Below are 22,575 nucleotides of genomic sequence, written 5' to 3' on the forward strand. Positions count from 1 at the left end.
TGAGTCTTTGATACTCGTTAATGAGTCTTTGAACTTCATTAATGAGTCTTTGATACTCGTTAATGAGTCTTTGAACTCCGTTAATGAGTCTTTGCTCTCCTGCCCCCTCTCCCCAATGCCCAATCCCCCATGCCTACTTGCCCTGAGCGTATCGCTAAAGCGAAAGCTCCGCTAACGCGTAGCGTCTCGCAGAGGAGGGATGCCCCATGCCCTATTCTCAATGCCCAATTCAATTATGAAGAAGTGCTTCGGGGGAATTTATTGTATCTTCTGGTGTGGAAGTTTCGCCTTCCAAGCCATTGATTCGACGGTAAAAATCTTGGAGATAATTTAAATCTTGGGAAAAAAAGTTTTCCACGATTGCAGGAGTAACTTCTGATAAAGCACCCAAGTGGGTAATCACTCGCGCCAAGATAATAATTGTGGCATAAACAGGATTAGCTTTAACGCGTGGGTCACGCAAGGGTGCAATCTCGTCTATCGCCGTTGATAACCGCATTACACCCTTGCGGTGGAGGTTGCCTTCTGAGTCTAAATACCCCTTTGGCAGTGTAAATTCAAACTCTGTGGGAAACATATTCCTCCTAATTACTTCACGCGTTTAAATTCCTCAAAAGCAACCTCGACCTCTTCAATTTCAATGTCATGACTGCGGGCGTTGACATCGGCAATCTTGTAACTTGCAGGCCAAGCACCGGCTAATTCAAATCTAGCTACTTCTTCATTTGCTTGATTATAAATAGACAAAGCAACAAGTCTACGTTGCTGTGACCAATTACCCTTTTCGACTTTTTCAAACCACTTCCAAAAATCCATAGATTTGGTAGTACCTCTACGCAAAGTGAGATTACCACTCTTGGAATTGCTAGGAAGCTTAGTTCTTACTACTTGACCTTTGGATTGCCCTTTTGTACCCCAGGTTTGAGAAGTAACTTCAGCAATTTCGATTACCTCTTGTGTTCTTTTGAAGCCTTGACACTCCAAAAAGAAACAATTGGCATCGTTTTGACCTTCTAATGTCAGTTCTAAATAGAACCGATGGGCTGTAAGAACTTCTGGAATTCGGCTTGCGGATTGTACCACTGTTAATTACTGCAAATGCTAATTATTTGATTCGTTTAATTCCTTCGTGAACCAATTCAACAGTTTCATTCGCCATATCACCACTAGAGGCAGTTAAGGTAGGCCCAGTGTATTTACAGGGATAACAATTGACAATATTCCACCGTGCTTTTTCAGAGCCTTGTTGGTCGTAAGCAACCACCGAACCAGTCTTACGATTCTGTGCCCACTTCCGAGGGTCTCCCATGTCTTCGTTACAATCTTGGTACCATTTATACAGGTCTATATCATCAGTGGCGATGACTTTTACTGTGATGTTGGTAAATTTAACAACAGTTGGTGTAGCTTGACGCATAAGTTTAGCGCCTTTTGATGAACCATGAACTTCTTGTGCTGGGGTATTCTCAACGCCTAATCCGCTAATTTCTTTGATAAATTTATCAGTAATTCCATCAGCTTCAAAGTAAAACTTACAAGAGGTTAAAAATTCGCCTGCCATAGTTTTAGACTCCTTTGTGTGTAATTAATTTTGAAATGGGGAATGGCAAATGGCTAATGGCTAATGGCTAATGGCTAATGGCTAATGGCTAATGGCTAATGGCTAATGGGGAGACAATCAGAATAACTCATAGCCAATTAGCAATTAGCAATTAGCAATTAGCAATTAATGCCCAATGCCCTACTCGCTATCTTCAATGCCATTCCATTGGCTGATGCGGAAAACAACAAATTCAGCCGGTCTGACGGGACAAACACCGACTTCAATATATAAACGTCCTAAAATTCTGGTTTCTGGTGGGTTCAATTCTTCGTCGCACTTGACATAAAATGCTTGGGCTGGAGATGCCCCAAATAAAGCACCTTCACGCCAGATGCGCTCTAAAAAGTTACTGACGGTGCGGGTGACACGCGCCCATAAATCTTGGTCGTTCGGTTCAAAAACTACCCACTGAGTTCCCAATTCTAGGGATTTTTCGATATAGCTAATTAATCTACGCACGCTGATGTAACGCCACTCTGTTTTATCTGGCTCAACTAAAGTGCGTGCGCCCCAAATGCGGATTCCTCGATTGGGGAAGCTGCGAATACAATTTATCCCCAAGGGGTTTAATAGTTCTTGTTCGCGGAAGTTGGTGTCATAACCCAAACCAATTACGCCTCTGGGAACTTCATTGGCTGGGGCTTTGTAAACTCCTCTGGTTTCGTCGGTGCGGGCCCAAACACCCATCACATGACCACAAGGAGGTACTAAAATTGGATTACCGCGATCGCGTGGATTAGGTACTTTAATCCAAGGATAATAAAGGGCCGCAAACATGGAACGACGGTTAAATCTATTCAACCACTCCACTACTTGTTGCGGTTTGACGGCTTCCGGTGGCGAATCAAGTACAACCATACGGTTGGGCGGATTGGGAATATCGCCACTGGCAGAACCCTCGCACATACTAATCATCAGTTCGATGATGCCGTGGACTTGATCTAAATTCAATACCTGTTCTTGATAAGCCCGCATCACATCAGGACAAGCCAGCATTGTGATTTCATCAACTTCAAAGATACCGCGTACCCCGGTGCGATCGTCTCGAACCCCTTCTAAATTTTGGGAAAATCTATCGGGTGTGGCGGCGACAATAGGCGGCGCTAGTTCATATTGACCATTCACCGGACGACGAGCTAAAGGTTGTCCGCTTTGAGTAATATCTTCTACGGTGACATACATCGAATTTCTCAATGCTGTCACTGCATAAGTTGCTATTTGAGCATTAGGGTCGCGGTTCATGCTCAAGTTCTCGTATTGCTCTAAAAGTTCATCTCCCCGCCGAATTTCGATGGTGAAATACTCGCCTGTATTGGGAGGCGCTTCTCCTTCAGTACCTTCGGGTAGGGCGCGGGGCGAACCATCAATAATTACAATATTTACTAATCCACCTGCTGCTTGCTCAGGACGCAAAGTAAAGCGGAGGGCTGGACGATTACCTCTAGAGTTGATTCTTAAGGTAGCTGGTTCTGGAGTTGCAGGTCTGGGTGCGCCTGGTAACTGAGTGCCAATGCTTGTTACCCAGCAACGACCGCCACCATTCATAAAGTAGCCGTAGACTGAAAAGGGTAAATAGGCGTTGAAGTCGGTGAAGCCGTCAGAGTTGAGACGGGCAAAGTAGTTTAAGTATTGCGTCCAAGTGGTTACTAGCATGGGCTTGTATAACTCAGCCCCACCGCGAACATCTTCAGTAAAGCCTACAAATCCGGCAACTGCTGTGCTAACACCTTCAATCGGTCGGCTACCCCGGTCAATTTCTTCGATATAGACACCAGGAGCAAAGTAATCAAGTCTAGCCATGAAAGTCTCTCCAAATCAGTAAAAATCTAATTATTCAGGAGTTAGAAATATTTCTTTGAAAGTATTACCTTGGTTATCTACCAATGCATTGACGTTTTGGGGTAAATAGCCAGGATGATTCAGAGTCAAAACATAATTACCTAAATGCAGGTCTTCAAAGAAGAACAACCCTTCTTTAGTGGTTAATATGGACTTTTCAGTTCCCCTCACAGCTACTTCTGTCGCTACCAACGGCAGATTTGTCACCGCACTTTTGACAATACCTGCGATCGCAACTCGTCTAGTTGATACTAGAGTGTTACTATCAGCAGACAACTGATTTCGTAAATTGAAAATTCGCTCCCAAACCAAAGGTACTGGAGTCGGTTGTGGCTCGAAGGGAATTGTAACTGTCAAATATAAAGCTGAACGCAATGGCACACTGAGAGCGCTCCACAAAGAGCCAATCTCAATTGGCGGCTCTAGGGCAACTGTCATGTTTAAATTACCATAGCCGCGTAACTCAGGAACCAAAAACTCCTCTTCCAAGGTGCGATGGCGCAACAGCACAGTCAACGCCTCACTAATAAAGTGATGCTCACCTAAAGCTGTTCTATCCCAGGCTGTTAATAGCAGTGAAACATCAAACCAAGCTGGTGCCCAATTTACAGTGGCAGGTTGTAGAGCGCGTGTTAGCTTGCGTTCTACTTGCCTGCCAGAATGTTGTACCTGCTTACTCTCACGTATATCAAAAATATATAAATTGAGAGTCGGGCCTGCTCCCTCTTCCCTTCGATTACCAGGATGGCTAAAGTCAATTTGCTCTGTACTGGTAAGTGAGGTTCCTCCAGCTAAAATTTCGGCTAAAGTTTGAAGAACAAAGATAAGCATGAAGGTGTTCTGCTGGTAGCTAATCCAGATGCATCTAGAGTATATGTCTGAGCCTTATAAAGTTAATTAGACCTTTGTCGATATTTTTGGATTGGGAATTGGGGCATGGGGCACTTATACTGAGTTTCGACACAACGACTCCCTTCTCTACGAGAGGCTGCGCCAACGGCTCCGCTCAGGGCAAGCCGCTCAGTGCATCGCTACGCAGTAATCGAGCGACTTGCACTGAGTTTCGACTACGTGGTAATCGAGCGAAGTCGAGATTCAACTACCGCGCAGTCGTTGTGAGTCGAGATTCAACTACCGCGTAGTTGAAGTATTGGGCATTAATAATCAATAGTTCTTCTTCGCCTGCTTCCCCTACTCTCTACTCCTTATCTCCTTAGAATGAAGATTCAGAAGACTGGAGAATATTAGTTTTTCAATAATCCGAAAAGTAGCAACTTCAATTTGTAGATTAATCTTGAGTAGTTTTTAATTGGACGCACTACATTTTTTCTTGTGGGCTAGCTCGAAAAGCTTGCTCTAGAGTGCCAGTGTAACTTTCATAGATAAATAAGTTCGTAGTAAGGACTTTAGTCCTTGCTTTGAGCGCTTCAGCACTCATTACAAACCGATTTATCCAAGTGTTGTAAATAACAATTTTTGTATACTTGTATACGTATAAAAATGAAATGCAGTTTTGAATGTAAACTTAATAATTCTTTGTATTAATAAGTTAAAAAGAGAACTTAACAAAAAAATAAACATTTCTGAGACTGCATAATTTTATACTAGTCAGCAGAAGAGTAATATTTGATTGCAAAAAGCGAGTGAAGCTATGACACTAGGCTTTTCTGTACAAAAACTAGACAATAGTTCTAACTATTTGAATTCCTCAGATATTCAGAGCTTTTGTCAGCTAAAGTCTGAGCAGCTAACTAGTCAATCTCCAATTTTTTTCGCTCGGATTGTCTATCACGATTCATTACTGAGAGCTAATCAGGAGGTTATAAATTATGGTCAAGGCCAAGCTCCTTTTTCTTCAAAAACTTTAGCTTACTTGCGCTCAGAAGTATGGCTGACAGATTTTCCGCCTGCTTTGAGTTTACATGAATTTAGACTTAAAGATTTTTCATGCATTTCTTACATTTGCCCCATATCTTATAGAAATCAAAAACCTGAATACATTCAAATCATTACTCATGAACCTCTCTCATTGAGTTTGCAATTATATGTAAAACGTTCTGCTATGCTCCTAAGTAAATATGTAGATATTTACTTGGACTATGGAAGGCAAAAAACTGAAATTCAACTCTTAGAGGATATCTTGCATCGCGTAGGACATCAATTGCGTAACTCTCTAGGACTTATCGGATTGTATGCACATAATTTATGCTTGGGTTTAGAGAATAGCGCTTGGCAACAGCAAGCAACAATTATCGGTGAAAGCATACAAGATTTAGATACTAATTTAAATGAATTGATTGATTGTGGTCAAAGCTCAAAACTAAGAGTAAAAGTTCAAGATTTAAGAAGTTTGGTAGTTGAAAGTATCACAAACTTACAACCTATAATAAAGCAAAAAAACCTGAAAATTTTGATTCCTGAGATATCAACATTACTGAAGATAGACAGATTGCAAATGAAACAAGTTTTTGACAATATCTTCAGTAATGCTGTTCATTTCAGCCCGATTTCAGGGACTATTACCTGTAGTTGGCAAATTTTTCAAGATGAAGTTCTAATTAAAATCTCCGACCAAGGCCCAGGATTGTCTCAAGAGGATTTGCAAAAAGTATTTACCCCATTTTATTCTCGGCGTAAAGGAGGTACAGGGCTGGGCTTAACTATTGCTAAAAAAATTATTTTGGATCATCAAGGAAGTATCTGGGCGCAAGTTTTATCAGAGAGCGGGGCACAATTTTCGATTATTTTACCTCGACTAAAAAATTGATCGGTAATTTGTAATTAGTAATGACGTTTGTCGACTCGATACCATAGCTAAAAAGATGACTAATGAGCATAAGAAACTTTCGGTTTTGCTTGTAGATGACGAAGAACGATTTCGTCAAGGATTACGTACTCTTCTGAATTTTTATAGTATTAATTCTGCGTTACCTGTAGAAGTGATGGGTGATGCAGATTCTGTTGATCAGGTTTTAAAGTTTACAACCCAGAAGTGTCCAGATTTAATTTTGCTGGATATGCAATTGAAAGGATGTGATGGAATTACAGTTTTAGCACGTCTTAAGGAAACTGCTTACACTGGCAAAGTTTTAGTATTGTCGGCTCATCAAGAAGATGACTGGATTTTTAGAGCAATGCAAGCGGGAGCCGCAGGTTATGTGTTTAAAAATCGTTTAGCAACACAACTTTGTGAAGCTATTGACACTGTAACTAGGTCAGAAATTTATCTACCTTCAGAAGTTGCTAGTCGATTTTTCCGGTTTTTTCAGGCTTATTCAGATTCTTGTATAAAAGCATGTCATGAAGTGCATTTAACGGAAAGAGAGCAAGAGGTTTTATACTGGTTAACTCAAGGTGCTTCTAATGAAGAAATCGCTAAACATTTATATGTAACAGTTGCTACTGTTAAGGCGCATCTCACCAGTATTTTTGAAAAATTAAAGGTTACTAGCCGGACTCAAGCGATTGTGGCTGCCCTCAAGTTAGGATTAGTTCACGCTTGAGCGCGACAGAATTAATCGGCGCAATTTACGAAACTTTTTGTATATGCCTTCATTTGAATCTTTTTATCAAGAATACCCCTGCTCGTACAATTCTCCCTTAAGTTGCGATCGCCCTTTTCAAACGGCACAGCAAATCAAGGGCGCTAAGTTTTGCTTGGAGTGTGGTTTTCCAGCAACTTTACCACAGGAGGCTGAGATTAAAGGAAATCAGGGAACTTATCAAATAGCTAGTTTTATCGGTGTGCGGGGTTTAGGCCGCTTATATTCAGGTGTCCAGCTTAAAGACAAACAACCTGTAATCATCAAAGAATATCTGCTCCCCAATCGTTCTTTTAATGAAAGCGAGACTCAAAAGCGGAAAGATACTTTTAAACGGGTAGGTGGAATAAGTTTAGCCGATAGTCGAATTCAAAACTTCCGTCTTGTGGAAACTAAAGAAGCGATCGCAGATGAAAAAGGAGAACGCTGCTATTTAATTACTCAAGGAATAGAATCATCCCAAACTTTAGCTAAGTATCTCATAGAAAAGGGAGCAATGACATCTCCTGACGTGCGTGAGGTACTAAATCAAGGTCTACAAACTCTTCAATTTCTCCACACTCAAAAGCTACGTTTTCCCTCAAATCAAGTACAAATAGGTATTACTCACGGCAATATCAGCTTAGATAGTACTTTAATTAAATTAGAAAATAATCAAAAGTTTTCTATATACTTTTGTGATTTAGCTATCTGGGAAAACTTATTTATTCCACCGAATATTGCTCAACCCGCGCCTGCCAAACCTGAGCAAGATTTAGAATCATTAGGATTGCTAGCCTTTTATTTATGGGTAGGGCGAACAACTAATTTTTTATCCAACCTGCCTCTTGATCCTAGAGATAATCAACAATGGGCAGATACCGATAGCCATTTAAAGCAGTTTATTTATCGTTTAATTGGGTTAGAAACTCCTTTTGAGAGTGCAGAAGCAGCTCGGCAAGCACTGCTGCAACTTCCCAAAGAAGATCGTGCTAAGAATATAACGCGATCGCCAGGTTCTCAAGAAATAAAAAAGCCTTTGCCAGTACCCTTTATCCTTCTAGGTATTCTGGTATTACTACTTGGCGCGGGAATTTGGTATTGGCTTTGGGGCAAGAAAACAGATAGTCCTAATCAATATATACAATGGTCTAGACTTGTGCGGAATTTCTCAGAAGTTCCTAACGTTCCTTCGGGACAATTTACTTACACAGGAGAAAAAGATAGTACATGGAGTTTTATTTTGACGCAATCAGTAGACAACAGTCGTTTAGGAGATTTGTTGACTAGACCAAAGCCAGATGCAACAGCAACATTTAACTATGAATCTATTTTGTCATCAAATGTAAATAACCCGATTAAAAGTATTGAAGAAGTTCAAATAAACAAAAAGGATTTTGCAATTACTAGTTTAGTAGACAACATCACAGATAAATATGCTAAAAAACCAGTTGCTTATGATGGTTTACTTGTTTTTGTAGCATTTAATAAAAGAGACTCAAATCTTGCTAATGCTCTTGGAGGGCAAATCAATCTTGAGCAATTGCGTCAAATTTACACAGGCAAAATTACTAATTGGCAGCAGATTGATTCCAAACTTCCAAATCTATCTGTGAAAGCTTTTGCGCCAACGGAACCAGAAGCAATTAGCAAATTTCGAGAAATAGTTTTGAAAAACGCCCCTCAAGACGAAGCATTATTTACAGCAAATGTTACTAAACTTGATACAACAAAAACCCAAAACCTAATACGCAGTGAAACTTTAGAAGGGCGAACCACTGGTATTATTAGTTTTGGGATTATTAGTAAAACTTCGAGTCAGTGTACAGGCTATCCTCTAGCGATCGCAGATGGTAAAAGATCAGCAATTCAACCTCTATTTCAAAAGCGCGATCGCCGTTCAATTAACCCCTCAGATGACTTATGTCAGCATGATGATTATTATGTTGATGTCACAACTTTCCAAAGCTACCCCTTGGGATACCCTATTTTTGTAGTGTACCCTAAAGACAGCAGCCGCCTGCCTGGTGGTTCTACATTTGCCCAGATGCTAACCACTCGTCAGGGTCAGTGTTTACTTACTAAAGTAGGTCTTGTAGCTTTACAACCTATGCCTGATGATATAAATTCCTATGCCTGCAAATCGGTGCCCTAATCCCAGTTGCGAATATTTTAACCGCGCCCTGCCTAACAATGCTAAGGTTTGTCCCTGGTGTTCCACTCCTGTGGGTAATGTAGTTTCTTCTACACCACAACCGTCTAGTCAACCACCTCCCAATCAACAACCTAGTCAACAACCGCCTGTTCAGTATCAACGACCAGCAACAGAGCAACCTAACTACCAAGTTCCCCAACAAGCTCCCATTGATTATTCAACAGTTTATCAGCCACGAGTTTCTTATCCACCAACACCACCTGTTTATACTCCCCCGCCTCAAAGAGCGCCAGTCTTAAAGCTGGTTCATAGCACAGGAAGAGAATTTAACCTCATAGGGGAAGGAGGTTATATTGGTCGTCGCAGTCAGAGTCCAGGAATAGCGCCGCCAGAAATTGACTTAACCGGCATTCCCAGTGAGGGAATAGTCTCTCGTCGTCATGCGCGAGTCGATTGGGACTGGTCGCAAAATGCATACATGATTGTTGATATGAGTACAAATGGTATTTATTTAAACAACAATCCTCTAACTCCTGGTATGCAATATCGCCTCCTTAATGGCGATTCAGTGAAATTTGGTCAAGATAACCTAGTAAACTTCACGGTATATATTGTGTAGTAAAAAACTAGCTTAACGTGAGGGTTCTGTGCGTACCTTTGCGCTTACCTCTGCGCGACGGCAGTCGCTACAACGGGGAGCCACTGCGGTAGACGGGTTCCCCAGCATAAAGCAAGTGGCGTGGGAACCCCCCTCCGGGTGACGCTCCTAACGTCGCTACCGCTACGCTAACGCCAGTCGCCTACGGCGGGAAACCCGCCTACAGCGCTGGACTCACCGCAACGCCCTGCCTCCCCTTTGCGTTTAAATCTTAAAATCTTAGTTATTCACAAAGGACAAATGAGCAATGTATTTCGGGAATTGCTGCAAAAAGTAGGCAGTGGAAACCACACAGGTGAGAATTTAACTCGTACCCAAGCAGCCACCGCAACTAAAATGATGTTGCTGGGTGAAGCGACACCAGCCCAAATCGGAGCGTTTTTGATTGCTCATCGAATCAAGCGCCCCACGGGAGAAGAATTAGCGGGAATGTTAGATGCCTATGAGGAACTAGGGCCAAAACTGCAACCAATCGTCTCTGGGCGACGGGCGATCGCTCTTGGCATCCCTTATGATGGCAGAACACGCACAGCACCAATTAGTCCGGTAACAGCTTTACTACTCGCCGCAGTAGGACAACCAGTAATCATGCACGGTGGTGATCGCCTCCCAACTAAATACGGCTTACCCCTGATAGATATTTGGCAGGGCTTAGGAGTCGATTGGACTACTCTACCACTAGCAAAAACCCAACAAGTATTTGAGCAAACGGGAATCGGTTTTATTTATCTACCTCAGCATTTTCCCTTGACTACAAGTATTTGGGAGTACCGCGATCAGCTTGGTAAACGTCCACCCTTGGCGACAATGGAGCTAATTTGGTGTCCTTATGCTGGTGATGCTCACGTAATTGCTGGGTTTGTTCATCCGCCCACAGAAGGAATGTTTAAAATCGCTCTAGGGTTGCGGGGAGTAACAAAATTTACATTAGTCAAAGGATTAGAAGGTAGTTGTGACTTACCGCGCGATCGCACTGCAATTATCAGCTTATCTTCATCCGTAGCATCCCAAGAGGTAGAACGATTGCACCTCGTACCGCGTGATTACGGCTTTACTACCAAGAACGTACCCCTTGGAACTACTGAAGAACTGGTGGCAGAGATTCAAGAGGTTTTGGCAGGTAAACCAGGTGAATTGATGCAAACAGCTTTGTGGAATGGCGGATTTTATTTATGGCAAAGTGGTATTTGTTCAGATATGGCAGAGGGTTTAGTTAAAGCAGAAGAATTATTAACCAATGGTGTAGTAGCTGCTAAACTCCAAGAACTGAGCCAGGTAGTAGATTTAGTGTCAGCAGATGTAGCCTTTAGGGTGTCAACGACTTCTCCAAAATAGATTTTTGTTGCACCCAATCCTGACCGACTTGGATACTGATATCCGATCCAAGGTTGCCAGTACTTTCCACGCGCACTTCGCCAAATCCCAAAGTGTTGCGAATTGATTCGGCACTGTTACCATCTCCTTGTTGGGCGACAATGTGAGTTACGTCTAGAGGTTCACCCCATGCCTTGGCCACATAGATGTTCCGATATCCAGCTTTTTCCAAAGCTCTAATTAAGGGTCGGATGTTAGAGCGATCGCCACCTGTACTATCTTGAATTGCTACACGTAAAGAGCTTGGATCAGTTGTAGTTGCCAGTTGTTCCTGTTCTGACTCCAAACCAAAGTGTTGAGCCATCAGTTTGGCAATACCATTTTTGTTGGGCAACCAATAGCTAGCATCAAACTCGCCTTTCTCGCTAAAGCGACCAGGCAGCATTAACATTTGCATATTAGAGCGATTTGTCCGCACCCCAAAACCCATCAGCGCCACTAATTCTTCAACAGTCAAGTTAGTATCAATGTGGTCTTTGACTACATCCAGAACTTTCGGTAATTGAGCAACAGTAGCTGGGTTGAGTGTTTGATCCATCAAAGCACGGATGACCATTTGCTGCCGTTGAATCCGACCAATATCACCGAGTTCGTCATGGCGAAAACGCAGCAATTGTAGTGCTTGATCGCCGTTGAGATGCTGCTTACCCGCCTTCAAATTGATGTACAAATGCTGAGAATCATCTTGATATTTCATATCTTTGGGGACATATACTGTCACGCCACCCAAAGCATCAATCAGCTTGGCAACTCCCAAAACGTTAATTCGGACATAGCGATCAATTCCCGCCCCACCTAAGAGATTACTGACGGTTTTGGCAGTCAAAGCTGGCCCACCGTCAACATTGGCAGCATTAATTTTTTTCACTCCATGCCCTTCTATTTCTGTGCGGGTATCTCTGGGAATGGAGAGCATATTTATTTTTTTCGTCTCTGGATCAAATTTGACCAAGAGCATGACATCGGAAAGACCATCAAAGGAGTTTACTTGGGGCAGGTATTTGAGATTTTTGGTTTCTGGGGGAGGGTTTTGGATATCTGGGGGAAGTACGCTCATCCCCATCACCAAAAGATTCACTGGGCGAGTTAATTCTGAAAATCGCAGTACACCTCCAGAAATGCGATCGCTATCAAAGACTGCCTCATCTTTTGGACTTAACTGGGCTTGTTGCAAAGGCGTGCTAGTCAAAGATACTGCCAAAAGTGCCCCCGCAGTTGCTGACACCATTGCAATACCACTCATCCCTACCCAAAACCATAACCAACGTCCTGATTTTGAGTTCTGAGAAATTTTTCTATTGGACTTTGAGGCTTTTCCCGACTGGTTTTCTTCCGCCGAACTTCTTTGAATGGTCACAGACTTCCTCACACTTACTCAATAATCAAATTCGGTAAATTTGCAGACTAAAAACATCCAAACAAATCAACCCATAATAGCTAACTCTTAATTATCAGTGCTAACTTTTTTCATGTAGTGTCAACCACAACACTTATAGCAGCATTTTTCCTTCTTTTGGGCCAACCTAGAGATGTTTTACTGAAGTATGGCAATAATAAACTGGATTGACTAGATATATGGATAAATTAACTGTAAATTTTTAGGAAACCAGTAAAAACACTGATAATTTGTCACCCGAAAAAATTAAGATAAATACTTGCCAATCACTCGTTCTGCTAAGGTACTAAACCCTGGCAAACGACTAGATTTGCCTTGCATCAGCCGCAAAATCAACCAAACACTTACTAAAAAGTAACCCGATGTGAGAAAGCTATTCAGGATAAATATACGTAGCGGAAAAAAATCTGAAGTTGCTGTTCCGGTAGTTAATAATAAATAACCCAACAGCCAAGTAAGTGCCAAAGTAATAGACAGACGGCTAATAGCAAGTTGTTCCCGACTACCCTGGCCTCGATAGAGAGTCCACAAGGACGGAAAAAAGCCGATAATCGGAACTAAATGTAAAAGTAACTGTGTTTTGGGCATTGGGGATTGGGCATCAAGAAGAGACAAGGTAGACAAGGAAGAGGGGAGAGACTTGGGAGAGACTTGTCCCCCTTGTCTCCCTTGTCCCTCTGCCCCTCTGCCCCCCTGCCCCTCTGCTCCCCTGCTCCCCTGCTCCCGACTCTCTTTGGATTCAAAATTATTCATTGGGGTTAGTCTAACTCCTAAACTAGAAGGATGAATAAGACTCATATAGTTAGAGATAATAAACTGTAAAGAAAGATTTAACTTAGTTCTATTCCGCAATCAGCTCAAAATGCAGACACGCAAGCTACTCGACTGGTGGCAAACATTCACTCCAATAGCGCGAATCGTGGCGATCGCGTTATTCGTTCCGCTACTAGTTCTCAATGGTTGGGCAATTTCGGTATTTTTTAATTATTTCCATTCTCTCATAGTGATTTTAGTCGGAGCCTCAGTGCTAGCATTTCTGCTCAACTACCCCGTGAGCTGGATGGAGCATCATGGCGCTAGGCGAGAGCAAGTCGCTATTTTAGTATTTCTCTTGGCTTTATCGATTTTATTGGCGCTGGGTGTGACACTTTTCCCCCTGGCCCTTACCCAAGCTCAACAATTGGTGGCTCGTTTACCGGAGTTGATTGACTCTGGACGCTCTCAATTAATGATCTTAAATGAAAAAGCTGAGACTTATGGTTTACCGATTAACCTCGATGCTCTGGTAGTGCAAATCAACGATCGCGTCAAGGGACAATTGCAAGCGATCGCTGGACAAGTTTTAAATCTGGCTGTACTTACAGTCACTAGCTTGCTAGATATTCTCTTGACGATGGTTTTGACTTTCTATCTTTTGCAGCATGGAGGTGAACTCTGGGAAAGTTTAGTCGAATGGCTACCTAATAAATTCCGCGATCCTTTCTCCAAAACAGTCCGCCTTAGCTTTCAAAATTTCTTCATCACCCAGTTGATTTTATCTACCTGTATGGCATCAGCCCTCATTCCTACCTTTTTGTGGCTGAAAGTGCCATTTGGGCTACTATTCGGCTTAACTATTGGACTGATGGCTCTCGTACCCTTTGGCGGTTCTGTAGGCATCGCCATGACTACATTATTGGTAGCATTGCAAGATTTCTCAATGGGTGTGAGAGTGTTGATAGCAGCAGTGATTGTACAGCAAATACTCGAAAACTTAATTGCCCCCCGAATTTTAGGCAGCTTTACTGGTTTAAATCCAGTTTGGATTTTAATTTCAGTCTTGACAGGAGCAAGAATTGGTGGGCTATTGGGTGTAATTGTGGCAGTACCCACAGCTGTTGTAATTAAGACTGCTTTAAGCGCCCTGCGTCCTGGAGCACTAACGAGTGAAGGAGACGACAGCACCATTGGGGAAATAACTGCATCTGTTGCAGCAAACGAGTCCCCGAAAGCTGACGCTAACAAGACTTTGAACATTTCTGAAGCGACATTACCCTAGAATTCAATTCAAAATTCAAAATGAAGAAATTTGGATTTTTTACTGTGGCTCAATGATTGAACCCATAAATAAAAGACTTCCCGTCTGATTATCCCTAATAGCACAGAAGAAGGGACGATCGACAATCATTCGGAATGGTTCTGGTTCATCTCTGAAAGATGTTGCTACTATCCCCACTGAAGTAGCCGCAGCCGCTTCGGTTCCTTCTTCGTTTACTTCCACAAAAGTTTTATGTTTAACTTGGCTAATGGCAAAATTTTTACCCATGCCAGAAAAATTGGCTTTGTTGCTGAAAGCCTCTCCCATACCTAAAGTTTTCAAGGCATCATTGAGTGTAACTTCGTAATCTGTTTTGAAGCGGGGTAGGCGAATAAACCCTTTTTGTTTGTTGAACTGAGTCATCCATTTTTCCCAGTTCTCAGCATTCAAGTTTTTATAGAAGCCTTTGAGGTTAGAGTTTTGTTTGGGCAGAAAGATATAAAAACTGAGTTTACCATCTTTACCGTAAGGTAAACTAACTGCCTGAAATTCTTCGCTTTCATAGTATCTGTAGTCACCTTCCTGTGACATCATTGGGTGTTGTTTTCGTCTGCCAGATGTGATGTAAAAAGGGTATTGAGCAGTTTGTTTTTTGTTAAATTCGTTAGTCCAATTACCTTTAAAATATATGGCATTGATCAGAAATAACACTTGGTTTGGTTCAATCTTCTCAACTATTTTATTAATTTTGCTATTAGTATTTTCTTTTACCCAGTTATTGATAATACTAGATGCGGCGGCATCTTTAAAGTTTAAATTGCTCACCTTGGCTTGATAGAAATCCTGAGTTCTCTTGAGGAAGTCTGGTACAAAACTAACATCTTGATTTGCCCAAAGTGAGTTAGCAATTTTTAGTTGCACTTTCGGATCAGAATTGTCTAAAAGCTGCTTTAATGCCGCCGCGTAAGAAGAGTTAATTTCTGGTAGATTCATCCCCTGTAATTCTAGAGTTTTTGCCATTGCTTGTTGAGTCGAGCCGCTAGCGCCGTTGTAGGTCATAGCAAGGGCGATCGCAACACTCGAAGGTGAGATAAAAACATTCTTCTCACCTCGATCATTTTTTAGAACTTCTGAAAACAGTTTGAAGCCAAACTTATTACTAGACTCAACAATTTTCGTATCAGTGTTGACTGTTTTTTTTTGCAATGGATTTTCTGGTTGAGGTAAACTAGATTGGGCAAGGGCACTTTTATTACTATCGACTGGAGAACACCCTAATACACTGAATAGAACAACACTTGCAGCTGCCAGAGCATAACGTCTGCCCAGACTCACACCGTAACGTCTTTGCAGAAAATTTTCTTTCGCATCACTAAATTTTTGCCGATTCATTCTGCTACCTCACTTGCCAAAGATTCCCGATCTGTGCTCATGGTTGACGCAGAAACTGTGTCAATGATTAACTATTGCATTTGCTCCAATAAAAAAATGTGACTGTTACAGTTTCTGTAACAGCCAGTTATTTGCTTAGAGAAATTAAACCCGACTTGTGAGAGTAGCTAATTCCTAATTGAAGCGGTTATGCAGACGAGTTATGAAAAATTTTGATTTTTAGGAATTTTCCTATTTATCAATAAACGTATTGTAAGCTACGTAATCACAAAATAACCACTTTTTTTGGTTTTTGATTGTCTACAACGGGCTACGCCTGTGCTCGTTTGTATGCAATAGACTCTGACCTCTTTCCTAAAGAGGGGACTGTTGTTGTTAGGTCTGTATTGGCCTCAACCGAGAAGTGCGATAACATTTCTCAGATGCACGAAATATAGAACTTTTGTAGGGATGCACAGCTGTGCTAACCTATTTCAATTAATCGGTACACTCCACCAAGCTAAACTATAAGGCTGAGTCGCTTCATTAAGCTTTTGACGAAACTGCACACGGATTTTGTAATTGCCAGTAGCAGCAACAGGGCAGAAAATATGTTCTGTACTATCAATTTGACTGATTGAAGAGCAAACAGCACCAGCATCTGAACTTTGAGCATCAGCTTTTACTAAGTATAGGTCGAGATTATTTAAGCCGCGATCGCGAAAATTTTCGCCGACATCATATTGCTGGTTTTTATTTTTATCGTTGAGTTCCACGAACCTATCCCAACTCAAGGTAACAGCAACAAAACTTCCCTGCTTTAACGGTTTTGCTAATATATAGTCAACAGATGCTCCAACATCGACTGTACGATAATCCCAACCGATAGGCGGTACCACAGCTGATGGTTGCCATTGACTAGCACTAAATTGCTGATAAGCGCGAAATGCGTTCAAATGACCCGCTCCCATTTGGGCATCTAAGGGAATCTTTGGATCTTTGTAAGCATCAGAATCTAGCCAGTTTTGATTTTGTTTGTCGATTAACGTGCGGGTCATTCCCAAATGTAAGCCATCGCCGCTATCTAGGATTTTATCTGCTGAATTCAGTAATACAGCTTTCATAACTTGATGATGGCGAGCATCGATACTCCAGTGGGATTGTTTTGTTCGTATCTGTCGGTCAGCAAATTCTTGCAATAGAGCAACAGTAGCCGTAACTTGAGGCGCTGCAAAACTTGTACCTGTAACCTTGTTCAATTTGCCATCTGGATTGAGCAAAGGAATATTATTTCCAGGAGCAACTAAACTGATAGCACGACGCCCATCAAGATCAAATTCCCTTCCAGCTAGTCTTCCACTCACGCCTTGGTTAAGACCCGCCAAATTAGCCACGTCTACTTTGTTAAAAACTCCCCCTCGGCGGGATGAAAAAGCCACGTTAACTCCGTTAAAATTATCTGTAGGAATAGGAATACCGCCCTTACCCTGGTTGCCTGCGATCGCATACAAAACATCATGAACGCGACTAGACCAGTCAACGCATAAAGTTAGTAAAGCATTGCCGTCTAAAGTAGCCTCTGGTCGAGGATCGCGGCTCAAAGGCTCACCAAAGCTAAAGTTAATAGCACGCACATCGCCACCATTTTGTAGCGCTATGTGCTGTGCCGATAAGCACTCTTCAGGCTGACCCATGTTTTTAGTCGAACCCACCGCCGATGAATACAATCGCGCTCCCGGAGCAACTCCTGGCAAAGCCTTGTCTTGACTCACCATCACGCCAGCCACATTGTATGCATGGGGGTCTACACCACTATTAGACTTAGCTGGGCCATTGCGTAAAAATACCGCCGCTAAAGATATAGCACGGTTTTTAGACACCGCCTTATCCCACCCAAACATTCCCGGCCGGCCAATTTCCACTTGACCAATAGCAATCTTACGACCGATTAAATTATAAGGAGCTTGGTGTAGCTTTAGAGCATCAATGCCGTTGGTTCCCAGTCCAGATTCTAAAGCTGAAGCAATTACCGGCACACTCAAACAAGAAGCGCTTAATCCCCAAATTATCCAGGTTAGTTTTTTAGTCATTAGTCATTAGTTATTAGTCATTAGCCATTCAATTTAAGATTTTGAATTAGGGATTTGGGATTGAAGGAAAAATCTAAAATCCCAAATCCAAAATTATGAGTCTTGTTCAATGTTTTGTTACAATGCGTACAGACGAGGACGCTTAAAAACCCACTAGCCATGACCCAAAACCTATCTCAAAAGCCCATTGTAATTTCTCCATCTATCCTATCAGCCGATTTTAGTCGTCTGGGTGACGAAATTCGCGCCGTCGACGCAGCCGGAGCGGATTGGATTCATGTTGATGTCATGGACGGTCGTTTTGTACCTAATATTACGATAGGCCCTCTGATTGTGGAGGCGATTCGTCCGGTTACAACCAAGCCACTGGATGTCCACTTGATGATTGTGGAGCCAGAAAAGTATGTAGAAGGATTTGCTAAAGCGGGTGCTGATATTATCTCCGTACACTGCGAACATAATGCTTCTCCACACCTGCACCGCACCTTAGGGCAAATTAAAGAGCTTGGTAAGAAAGCTGGAGTTGTACTTAATCCTGGTAGCCCTCTAGAGCTAATTGAATATGTTCTAGATTTGTGCGATTTAGTACTAATTATGAGCGTCAACCCTGGTTTTGGTGGTCAAAGCTTTATCCCTGGTGTGTTACCCAAAATCCGCAAGTTGCGTCAAATGTGTGATGAACGCGGTCTTGACCCTTGGATTGAAGTAGATGGGGGACTGAAGGCAAATAATACCTGGCAAGTTTTGGAAGCGGGAGCTAATGCAGTTGTTGCTGGTTCAGCTGTATTTAACGCTAATGATTATGCTGAGGCGATTACAGCAATTCGCAACAGCAAGCGTCCTACCCCAGAATTAGCCAAGGTTTAATTCATTTTTGGATTAACCATTCTCCACAAAAAATAAGGTGGGCAATTTGCCTACCTTATTTTTATTTATACATAAAAAAACTGGAAGTTATTCAAGTTTTGAACTTCCAGTAGTTGTTAATATAAATTGAAAGTTTAAAAACCAGAGATAATCCAGGTTGGGAGGACTAGGATTACAATAGTCGAAAGAGAAGCGTATGAGCTATTAGTTCTACCAGCCACAATAACGATTTTACCGTAACTTTTCTATTTCTGTTCCTGGCATTGATGTTAAGCGTTTGCCTTATTAAATAAAGCAACACCAACCACAGAATAAGAAGTTTTATAAGCATTACTCGCACCGTCTGCAGTCAGTGAAAGCTGTGTAAAATTTGGATTGGGGGAATCCACCTCTCCAAATTCTCTTTGCTCAGACTTCCTCAAAAATAGAACCACCAGTAGCAACGGTTTGATCATTAGTCTTGCTGTAGGAGTTATTTACTCCAGGAAATACTGACTACTTTTGTAATCAGTTTGATTTATTTCATAGTCAGAACTAATCATTGATTTTATTCTTTAAAATTAACTTGTTTGCCAATCACCTCTATTTTGCTTGAAGTTGTAGTTGTTATTAGTTTACCAATATCCTCAGTATATATTTGCCATATTGGCAGATTTTTGTAAAAAATTATCCAGCTAATGACGCTTATAGAAAACCTGCTATGCTATAAATTTTAAATTAGCATAGCAGGCTCTCAGACACTCAATCAACTCCAAATCAGAATCTATTGATTCCAAATACCTTTTAATTAAATCCACAAGATTTCAAGGAAACGTCTTGAGCCTTTTCTGGTTTTAATGGCGATTTACTTGATTGATGTTCGTTAATTTGCTGTGTCAATTTATCGTCTAAACGATCACCACGGATTTCTGCTTTTTTCTTTCCAACTACTTCCAGATAAGCTAGGTCTTTAATTTTGCTTAAGCAGCTTGATGACATATTACTATCAGACCTGGAATCATTAGCTTGTTTCAGCATTTTTAGATTTTCACTATGCTGTTGTTTTGTCCTGTTGGCTTGAGAGTTTTCTTTGAGCAATCGATTGTAGGTGCGATATGGAATGTAATGGAGAGGATTATAACCACCAAATCGCAGCATTAAAACACATGCCCAGGAATACTTTCCAGCTAGAATTGCTTCAACTACTTTGTCAAATTGTTGAGCTTTCACTGTGTTATCTAAGTTGCTACTAATACCAGCAATGTCTTGGTTCATCATAGTGTTTAGTTATCTTGGATGAAGTAAACTAGTTCAGTTTCTGCGATTGTTGGTGTTTCAATTGAGGCGTACAGACGTTAAATCGCTTCTGGGAAATTATCAGCAATAGAGCGGTGTTGGATATTTCCGAAGGATAAGAATCCATCTATCAACAGGCGCGTACATAATTTTCCCAAACTCTGATAGGTTCCCACAGCTTTGAGCGGTAAATAACCAGGTTGAAACTTCTCTGCTGTTTTATCTTTACCTTGGCGCTGTTGAGCAGAGTTTTAGTGATTTTGGCTGATAACTCCCCTAATAAACTAGTTTTGGCAAGAGCTAGCTCGTAATAGGGATACAAATTATATAGATTCATTCCTAAAATGTCCCCTTGGCTTGAGGTTTCGACTGCATTTGACCTGATGATTCTTTCCATGAACTGACCTTTGATTAAAAACAATCAAGTTTTTAATCAAGTTTGTTGGCTGCTCAGTCTTAATTATCCAGATTCACTCCGATGAATGGAGGAAACTTTGCTTATAGCTTGTTAGTAAGTGAAAGGTAAAAATTTATCTTTTGTCTTGTCAGATGACTGGTAAGACAAAAGTCTCGGCGTGGCTCTTGGTAGATGCAATTTTGTCCTCTTAAACTTTCTCAACTCCTAATTCAATAAATTTTCTCTGCTCACGCGCTTGTATTTCTTACTACTGTTGAATTAGGCATTTTCCGGGAAAATTTTTATTTTTTTAGGCTATTTGAGAAAATTTATTTATCTTTGAGCGCTAACAGTGCCATTCGTATTTATACTATTTTTTTTCGTTAACGTCATCTACTAAGTTAGCAGATTTATAGGTTAAATTTACTGAATATATTCCGATGCTTACTTGTGTATTGTGCAACTTTTGATTTTGTCCCACTTTGCTAATTCTTGAGGGGTAAGACCCCTCACCCAATATCAATTTAAACCCTTTATTATTGTCGAGTCACTAGAAAATATTACCACTAACTATGATGTAAAACAACTGAGAAGAATAATACAAAATAAAAGCCGAAAAGCTTTCTAGCTAAAGGGTTGAATATATTTTTTTAATGATTTCAATTAGAAGATGATACTTATTAGCCTTGTATTTATTGATTTACAAGAGCTACAGCTTCAGGCTATCTAAAATTAAATTACTGTAAACTAATTATGAATATCAGCCAGTAATCAAAGATAGGCTATTGATGAAATAACATTACTGGTTATCGGTAAAATATATAGATAATTGTAATTAGTGCAAAGTTAGTAAATTAAAATACTTGTAAGTAAATGCTTTTACTCAAAATATGTAGCAGTCTATGTCTGTATATAATTAGATAATTGAGTAATAGAGATAAAGCTATTTAACCCAGAATACTGCTAAATTAATTCAGCAGTATTTTTTGTGGGTATTAATATTTAACAGATTTATAAAATTGAGATTAAAAATGTAGTGAAGTTGGGCTAAATAGTAGTAAGAACTCACAATTTCTAGGAGTTGGTGATAAGTGCCTTACTCAACAAGAATACCTCGGTCTATAAGACTATGCTGTGAAGGCTATGACCTAAATGCCCAAGACATTCAGACAAAACAAAATAAGCAGCGATATTCAAACTCTCGACTCGAAAGCCACGCCTTGCATATAGCTGAATTAGAAATCTTCTGGACAATTAAAAAATGAATTACTTGCCAATTAGCTATCTACGGGTTATAATATGAGTCCGGCTTAGTAAGAATCGCCCTCATTGATAGCGCTTCATAATCCCAAAGTTTAGGCTGCTTTTGCTAAACCCTGGAAATATGCACCCGTATTTAAGTTACGCAAATTGTGGAGGTTTAAGCGTATGCCCCAGTATCGGTTAATCATTGCCAAACACGCAGCGCCAATATCTAAATGATATTTGCTGTTGAATAGAGCAATAGGCACGTCACAACGTAGCTTTTGATTGTGAATGTAGTGTGCGAAATATTAGTAATATTTATAGCAAAAGCTAGTAATATTTGCATTTTTTGAAACAGTCACTTTGAATTATTAATCCTTCAACTCTTACCATTACTGAAATTTTCCTTCGCTTCCGGAAATACTCGGAAAATAAAATCACAAATAGATATCTCCAGAAATTAAATATGCGTTATCTTTACCAAATGTCTGAATCTAGACTCTAGTTTTCTCGACGTGGGATATGAGCGTTCGTAGGGGTTTTCAGTTGTGCATTGGTATCAACTAAGCTCAAACGCTTATCCCACAGGCATTTACCCCGCCCGTCATATCGTGTCCGGTTAAAGACTTATCATTTAGGCCGCAGTTCTTGCTGGGAGCAGGGGGAAAGGGGCTTTTGCGCTTTTTGCACAGATGCGGGAATTATAACTAATTAGGCGGACATGATATCAATCCCCTCCTCAATGCTTTGGGGAGGGGAAGTTTTGG

20 protein-coding genes are annotated in these 22,575 nt (G+C 41.0%); 7 read left to right on the forward strand and 13 right to left on the reverse strand.

Features of this window, described 5'->3' with window-relative positions; all coding sequences use genetic code 11:
• Positions 1 to 229 precede the first annotated feature (229 nt).
• From RMX98_RS07930 to RMX98_RS07950, 5 genes are all read right to left on the reverse strand, one after another.
• The gene (locus RMX98_RS07930) at positions 230 to 577 is read right to left on the reverse strand and encodes a hypothetical protein (protein WP_322679839.1); all 348 of its coding nucleotides are present in this window, start codon (positions 575 to 577) and stop codon (positions 230 to 232) included.
• An 11-nt stretch (positions 578 to 588) separates the two neighbouring features.
• A complete protein-coding gene (locus RMX98_RS07935) occupies positions 589 to 1,083 on the reverse strand; it encodes a phage tail protein (protein WP_322679840.1) in 495 nt (164 codons plus the stop codon).
• 22 nt (positions 1,084 to 1,105) lie between these two features.
• The gene (locus tag RMX98_RS07940; protein WP_322679841.1) at positions 1,106 to 1,561 is read right to left on the reverse strand and encodes a phage tail protein; all 456 of its coding nucleotides are present in this window, start codon (positions 1,559 to 1,561) and stop codon (positions 1,106 to 1,108) included.
• Positions 1,562 to 1,741: 180 nt separating this feature from the next.
• Positions 1,742 to 3,403: a phage tail sheath family protein gene (locus tag RMX98_RS07945; protein ID WP_322679842.1), complete on the reverse strand. Its 1,662-nt coding sequence runs from the start codon at positions 3,401 to 3,403 to the stop codon at positions 1,742 to 1,744.
• 30 nt (positions 3,404 to 3,433) lie between these two features.
• Positions 3,434 to 4,273 carry a Pvc16 family protein gene (locus tag RMX98_RS07950; RefSeq protein ID WP_322679843.1) on the reverse strand — a complete coding sequence of 280 codons (840 nt, stop codon included), beginning with the start codon at positions 4,271 to 4,273 and terminating at the stop codon, positions 3,434 to 3,436.
• Positions 4,274 to 5,354: 1,081 nt separating this feature from the next.
• On the opposite strand from RMX98_RS07950, the gene RMX98_RS07955 reads away from it, so the two are divergent.
• From RMX98_RS07955 to RMX98_RS07975, 5 genes are all read left to right on the forward strand, one after another.
• Positions 5,355 to 6,209 carry a sensor histidine kinase gene (locus RMX98_RS07955; protein WP_322679844.1) on the forward strand — a complete coding sequence of 285 codons (855 nt, stop codon included), beginning with the start codon at positions 5,355 to 5,357 and terminating at the stop codon, positions 6,207 to 6,209.
• A 55-nt stretch (positions 6,210 to 6,264) separates the two neighbouring features.
• The gene (locus RMX98_RS07960) at positions 6,265 to 6,945 is read left to right on the forward strand and encodes a response regulator transcription factor (RefSeq protein WP_322679845.1); all 681 of its coding nucleotides are present in this window, start codon (positions 6,265 to 6,267) and stop codon (positions 6,943 to 6,945) included.
• 43 nt (positions 6,946 to 6,988) lie between these two features.
• Complete coding sequence (locus RMX98_RS07965; protein WP_322679846.1) at positions 6,989 to 9,118, forward strand: substrate-binding domain-containing protein; 2,130 nt, start codon at positions 6,989 to 6,991, stop codon at positions 9,116 to 9,118.
• On the forward strand, positions 9,096 to 9,737 hold the full coding sequence (locus tag RMX98_RS07970; protein ID WP_322679847.1) for an FHA domain-containing protein: 642 nt from the start codon (positions 9,096 to 9,098) through the stop codon (positions 9,735 to 9,737). The genes RMX98_RS07965 and RMX98_RS07970 overlap by 23 nt, the downstream gene beginning before the upstream one ends.
• A gap of 279 nt (positions 9,738 to 10,016) precedes the next feature.
• Positions 10,017 to 11,111, forward strand: coding sequence for an anthranilate phosphoribosyltransferase family protein (locus RMX98_RS07975; RefSeq protein ID WP_322679848.1), 1,095 nt, complete (start codon positions 10,017 to 10,019; stop codon positions 11,109 to 11,111).
• On the opposite strand, the gene RMX98_RS07980 is transcribed toward RMX98_RS07975, so the two are convergent.
• Together RMX98_RS07980 and RMX98_RS07985 are read right to left on the reverse strand one after the other, a co-directional pair.
• Complete coding sequence (locus RMX98_RS07980; protein ID WP_322679849.1) at positions 11,083 to 12,507, reverse strand: LCP family protein; 1,425 nt, start codon at positions 12,505 to 12,507, stop codon at positions 11,083 to 11,085. The two genes, RMX98_RS07975 and RMX98_RS07980, sit on opposite strands and share 29 nt — an antisense overlap.
• Before the next feature lie 285 nt (positions 12,508 to 12,792).
• Positions 12,793 to 13,134, reverse strand: coding sequence for a hypothetical protein (locus RMX98_RS07985; protein ID WP_322679914.1), 342 nt, complete (start codon positions 13,132 to 13,134; stop codon positions 12,793 to 12,795).
• A gap of 274 nt (positions 13,135 to 13,408) precedes the next feature.
• Between RMX98_RS07985 and RMX98_RS07990 the strand changes: the two genes are divergently transcribed.
• A complete protein-coding gene (locus RMX98_RS07990; protein ID WP_322679850.1) occupies positions 13,409 to 14,584 on the forward strand; it encodes an AI-2E family transporter in 1,176 nt (391 codons plus the stop codon).
• Positions 14,585 to 14,623: 39 nt separating this feature from the next.
• On the opposite strand, the gene RMX98_RS07995 is transcribed toward RMX98_RS07990, so the two are convergent.
• Both RMX98_RS07995 and RMX98_RS08000 read right to left on the reverse strand, forming a co-directional pair.
• Entirely contained in the window at positions 14,624 to 15,955 is a 1,332-nt protein-coding gene (locus RMX98_RS07995) for a serpin family protein (RefSeq protein ID WP_322679851.1), read from the reverse strand.
• 473 nt (positions 15,956 to 16,428) lie between these two features.
• Positions 16,429 to 18,024, reverse strand: a complete 1,596-nt coding sequence (locus RMX98_RS08000) for a S8 family serine peptidase (protein WP_322679852.1) — start codon at positions 18,022 to 18,024, stop codon at positions 16,429 to 16,431.
• Between the two features lie 159 nt (positions 18,025 to 18,183).
• Between RMX98_RS08000 and rpe the strand changes: the two genes are divergently transcribed.
• On the forward strand, positions 18,184 to 18,891 hold the full coding sequence (gene rpe, locus RMX98_RS08005; protein ID WP_322679853.1) for a ribulose-phosphate 3-epimerase: 708 nt from the start codon (positions 18,184 to 18,186) through the stop codon (positions 18,889 to 18,891).
• Positions 18,892 to 19,160: 269 nt separating this feature from the next.
• Here rpe and RMX98_RS08010 read toward each other — a convergent pair whose 3' ends face one another.
• The 4 genes from RMX98_RS08010 to RMX98_RS08025 all read right to left on the reverse strand — a co-directional run bounded on the left by RMX98_RS08010 (position 19,161) and on the right by RMX98_RS08025 (position 22,074).
• Positions 19,161 to 19,346: a hypothetical protein gene (locus RMX98_RS08010; protein WP_322679854.1), complete on the reverse strand. Its 186-nt coding sequence runs from the start codon at positions 19,344 to 19,346 to the stop codon at positions 19,161 to 19,163.
• A gap of 328 nt (positions 19,347 to 19,674) precedes the next feature.
• Positions 19,675 to 20,145 (reverse strand): HetP family heterocyst commitment protein, encoded by a 471-nt coding sequence (locus RMX98_RS08015; RefSeq protein ID WP_322679915.1) that lies wholly within the window; start codon positions 20,143 to 20,145, stop codon positions 19,675 to 19,677.
• Between the two features lie 151 nt (positions 20,146 to 20,296).
• Positions 20,297 to 20,503, reverse strand: a complete 207-nt coding sequence (locus RMX98_RS08020) for a hypothetical protein (protein WP_409880871.1) — start codon at positions 20,501 to 20,503, stop codon at positions 20,297 to 20,299.
• A gap of 1,415 nt (positions 20,504 to 21,918) precedes the next feature.
• Entirely contained in the window at positions 21,919 to 22,074 is a 156-nt protein-coding gene (locus RMX98_RS08025; RefSeq protein ID WP_409880870.1) for a cysteine peptidase family C39 domain-containing protein, read from the reverse strand.
• Positions 22,075 to 22,575: the final 501 nt, after the last annotated feature.

This window comes from Nostoc sp. DedQUE02, from assembly GCF_034531035.1.
GTDB lineage: Bacteria > Cyanobacteriota > Cyanobacteriia > Cyanobacteriales > Nostocaceae > Nostoc.